3 protein-coding genes are annotated in these 4,536 nt (G+C 65.0%); 2 read left to right on the forward strand and 1 reads right to left on the reverse strand.

The annotated features are described in order from the left end of the window. The coding region (locus BLX41_RS11160; protein WP_259744694.1) for an FAD-dependent oxidoreductase at nucleotides 1-1,233 on the reverse strand (1,233 nt) is incomplete at its 3' end. A gap of 255 nt (nucleotides 1,234-1,488) precedes the next feature. Here BLX41_RS11160 and BLX41_RS11165 point away from each other — a divergent pair. Then, a complete protein-coding gene (locus BLX41_RS11165) occupies nucleotides 1,489-3,066 on the forward strand; it encodes a DUF1302 domain-containing protein (RefSeq protein WP_123724917.1) in 1,578 nt (525 codons plus the stop codon). A gap of 23 nt (nucleotides 3,067-3,089) precedes the next feature. Beyond that, nucleotides 3,090-4,475, forward strand: a complete 1,386-nt coding sequence (locus tag BLX41_RS11170; protein ID WP_123724918.1) for a DUF1329 domain-containing protein — start codon at nucleotides 3,090-3,092, stop codon at nucleotides 4,473-4,475. Nucleotides 4,476-4,536 lie beyond the last annotated feature (61 nt).

Consider the following 4,536-nt stretch of genomic DNA (forward strand, 5'->3'; position numbering starts at 1 on the left):
GGGCTGGGCATAACCGGGCAACAACGCGCCGCAGGGGTATTTGCGGCGGAACTCGGCGTCGAAGATCATCCAGCACGGCACGCTGACCGCTTCGGCCCGGTTGCTCTCATACATCGCATAGACAATATCGGTATAGGGCGCCGCCTCGTTGACGAAGCGTTGCCCTGCCGAGTTCACCAGCACGCAGCCTGGCAAGGTGCGCTCGACGAACAGCGCGCGCTGCTTTTCCTCACCCGCAACCCGGGTAGTGGGCGCCCACCAGCCGTGGTCCATCAAGGCGGTACGGGCGCCAATCACCTGGCCGGCACGAATACCGTCGCCGGTGTTGTGCGGTGGCGTGGCACTCCACTGGGCCTGGGACGGCTGCGGCAGGTACTGCTCGCGCATGGCCTGGTTACGCTCGAAGCCACCGGCGGCGATGATCACCCCGTGGCGCGCCTTGATGTTCAGGGTCTGGCCGTCGCGGCAGACCCGCGCGCCGCCGACTCGCTCACCGACAATCAGCAGTTCCTGCAAGGCGCAGTTGAGCCACAGCGGCCGCTGGCGATCCTGCAGCGAACAGCGCAAGGCGCCCACCAGGGCATTGCCCAGGGTCAGGAAACGGTCGCGACGCGACAGCCGCCGCCCCTCGCGATCACGCCAGTAGCGCCACATCACCCGCAGGGTCAGGCGCAGCCAGCCGGGACCACGACACAGCAGCACCTGCGCCTCCTTCATGGTCATCGCCATGCGCCCCATCATCAGCGTGCCGGGGGAAGGCGCCCGCATGCGCAGGAACTCCTCGCCCAGCTCGGCGGCATCGAAGGGTTGCGGGTCCATGGAGCGATAGCCGGGCTTGCCGCCGGGCACCTGCGGGTAGTAGTCGGAGTAAGCGGGCTGGGCCTCGAAGCGCACCCGGGTCTGCGCCTCCAGGTAGCGGACCATGTCCCGGCCCTGCTCAACATAGGCTTCGATGCGCCCGTCGTCGATCTCGCCGTGGGTCACCGCGCGGACATAGGCGATCCCTTCGGTCACCGAATCGCTACCGCCCAGGGCCTGGATCCGGTGGTTGTCGGGAATCCAGATGCCACCGCCGGACACCGCCGAGGTGCCGCCGTATTCGCCACTCTTCTCGATCAGCAACGTGTTCAGCCCCAGGTCATGGGCCCGCAGCGCGGCGGTCATGCCTCCAGCGCCGGAACCTATCACCAATACATCGCAGCACTCATCCCATTTGATCTTGGCGTGTTTCATCCGCGCATCTCCGCAAGGCGCCTACAGGCAGGAAGCCGCCGCCACCGGCCCGGACTCCGGCGCAGTCGGTCCCGGGATTGTTCGGCAGCCTCAAGGCCCGGGCATCGTCCAATGGGACTAGCGCCCGCCACGGCCAAAACACTTAGTCTGGTTGGACGATGTCCGGGCGGGCCGCTGCTTCCATAGTCGCTCCTGCTGCACTTCCCCCCCCTTACATCGCAGGTCGGGCGGGCCTGACCTGGGCACGAGGACGAGATGACAAAAACAATAATCGCCCCACCATCGCTACTCCCCCGACTGCACACTGCCCTGCTGATACTTGCCGGCGGGCTGGGCGGACCGGCCAGCGCCATGACCTTCCAGCCCAACGAGGATCTGACTGTCGACTGGGACACCACCCTGACCTACAGCCTGGCCTGGCGTACCGAATCCCGGAGCCACAAGTTGGTGGCCAATGCCAACGGCAACGATGGCGACAACGCTTTCGCCAGGGGCAGCCTGATCAACAATCGCAGCGGCTTTCTTACCGAAGCCAACTTGCGCTGGCGTGACGACTACGGCTTTTTCATTCGCGCCGACGGCTTCTACGACAACGTCTACGACCGCGACAACGACAACCCCAGTGGCACTTCCAACTGCTTTGCCGGCGGCAACTGCAGCCGTCCCGAGCGTTTTTCCCAGGACACCATCGACCAGCACCGCAACGACCTGCGCCTGCTGGACGCTTATGCCTATGGCACCTGGAACCTGTCCGGGCACAACCTCAACGTGCGCCTGGGCAAGCAGGTGGTGAGCTGGGGCGAAAGCCTGTTCTACCCGGGGATCTCCGCGGCCCAGAGCCCGGTGGACGCCACCAAGTCGACCACCCCCGGGGTCGAGGTCAAGGAAGTGCTGCTGCCGGTGGGCCAGCTGTTCACCCAGTTCAGCCTGAGCGACAGCCTGGACGTCCAGGCCTACTACCAGTACCAGTGGCAGAAGACCGACCTGTTCGGCGTGGGCAGCTTTTTCTCCACCACCGACTACATCGATCGCGGCGGCGAAAACGACGCCACAGGCTTTGTCCACCGCCTGAAGAACGACACCCCGAGCAACAGCGGCCAATACGGCCTGGCCTTCACCTACGCCGCCGAATCGCTGAACAACACCGAGTTCGGCCTGTACTACTCGCGCTACCACGACAAGACCCCGTCCCTGGACTTCCAGAGCCAGCTGGGCAGCTACCGGGCAATCTACTTCGACAACATCGATCAGTACGGCGCGAGCTTCTCCACGGTGCTTGGCGACACCAGCATCGCCGGCGAGGTCAGCTACCGCGACGGCCAGCCGGTGATGGTGGACAACGGTTTCGCCAGCCCGGTGCGAGCCAAGACCCTGCAAGCCCAGGTTTCGGTGATCGAAGTGCTGGGGCCCACGTCCTGGGCCGACAACACCACCCTGACTGGCGAGCTGGTGTACAACCAGGTGCTGAGCAACGACAGCTCGCAGCCGACCCAGCTGGCCCCGGGGTTCAGCCTCCCGGGTACCGACAAGCTGCTCTACGACCGCTCGGCCTGGGGCTACACAGTGCAGGCCAGCTTTGACTACAACGATGTGTTCACCGGCTGGGACCTCTCGGTCCCGATCACCTTCAGCACCGCCGCGCACAACGACAGCTCCCTGGTGGGCTCGATCAACTCGGGCCAGGGCGACGACCGCGCAAGCATCGGCAGCTCCTGGCGCTACCTCGGCAACTTCACCATCGAGGCCCGCTACAACGCCTACCTGGGCAACGCCAACAACAGCCCGCTGGCGGACCGCGACAACCTCGCCCTCAACTTCAAGTACCGGTTCTGATTCCCTGCCCCAAGGAGCACAGCATGTCGAGCACTATCTACACTCAGTTGTTGCGCACGACCCTGGCCGCCAGCCTGCTGGCCGCAAGCCTGGCGACCCAGGCCAAGGTCAGCCCCGAGGAAGCCGCCCGGCTAGACCGGGACCTGACCCCCATGGGTGCGGAGCGGGCCGGCAACGCCGACGGCAGCATTCCTGCCTGGTCGGGAAAGTGGCTGGGCCTGCCCCCTCAGCTCAAGTACGACGGCCCCGGCAGCCCCTACCCCGATCCTTATGCGGCGGAAAAACCGCTGTTCGTGATCACCGCGGCGAACATGCAGCAGTACGCCGCCAACCTCACCGATGGGCAGAAGGCGCTGTTCAAACGCTACCCGCAGACCTTCACCATGCCGGTATACCCCAGCCACCGGGACTTTCGCTTCGACCAGCGGCTGTATGACGACATCAGGAAAAACGCCGTCAACGCCGAGCTGATCAACGACGGCAACGACACCCGCAACGCTTGGGCCGCCTCGCCGTTCCCGATCCCCAAAAACGGCAGTGAACTGATGTTCAACCACACCCTGGCCGGCCGCGCCTACACCGAAGAGGCCAACTACCAGCAGGCGGTGGTGTACTCCAACAAGGAGCAGGTGCTGGAGCAGGTCAACTACAAGATCTATTCGATCTGGTCGGCCCCGGACAAGACCCCGGAAAGCGCCAACGGCGTGCTCACCAACTTTCTTCTGACCACCCTGGAGCCGATCCGCAAGAAGGGCGAGATCATCGTCGGTCGCGAGTTCATCACCCCCACCGCCGCGCCGCGCCAGGCCTGGCAGTACAGCCCCGGGCAACGCCGGGTGCGACGCGCACCAACGGTTGCCTATGACTCGCCCACCGGCGCCGGAGGCTTTCGCGTGCAGGACGAGGACCGTCTGTTCAACGGCGCTCCGGACCGCTACGACTGGACCATCATCGGCAAACGAGAGATCTACATTCCCTATCACAACTACCGGATCGACGATTCCAGCGTGAATCTTGCGCAGATTCTCGCCACCACCGGCCACGTCAACCCGCAGTACATGCGCTACGAGAAGCACCGGGTCTGGGTCCTGCAGGCGACCCTCAAGGAAGGCGCCCGGCATATCTATGCCAAGCGCGTGCTCTACCTTGACGAGGACACCTGGGCCGCCACCCTGGCCGACAACTACGACAGCCGTGGCCAGCTGTGGCGCACCAACATGCAAACCTCGGTCTACGCCTATGAGATGCAGCGCTACCAGGCGCGCCTGGGGATCTACCAGGACCTGATCGCCGGCTCCTACCTGGTCGACCGACTGCTGGTGGATCAGAAACCGGCCAAGCTCAATGCCAGCAACTTCGTCGATGACGACTTCACCCCGGGCAACCTGCGCAAGCTCGGTACCCGCTGAACCCCGGCCGGCCCCGGGCGGTTCACACTCCCGGGCTGGCTATCGCGCCGACTGGCGGGGC

The organism is Pseudomonas protegens, assembly GCF_003732485.1.
GTDB classification, from domain to species: domain Bacteria; phylum Pseudomonadota; class Gammaproteobacteria; order Pseudomonadales; family Pseudomonadaceae; genus Aquipseudomonas; species Aquipseudomonas protegens_B.

Excerpts from the sequence above, each read along its gene's own strand:
- BLX41_RS11170 (WP_123724918.1), top strand. The coding sequence starts at position 3,090 with ATGTCGAGCACTATCTACACTCAGTTGTTGCGCACGACCCTGGCCGCC.
- BLX41_RS11165 (WP_123724917.1), top strand. The coding sequence starts at position 1,489 with ATGACAAAAACAATAATCGCCCCACCATCGCTACTCCCCCGACTGCAC.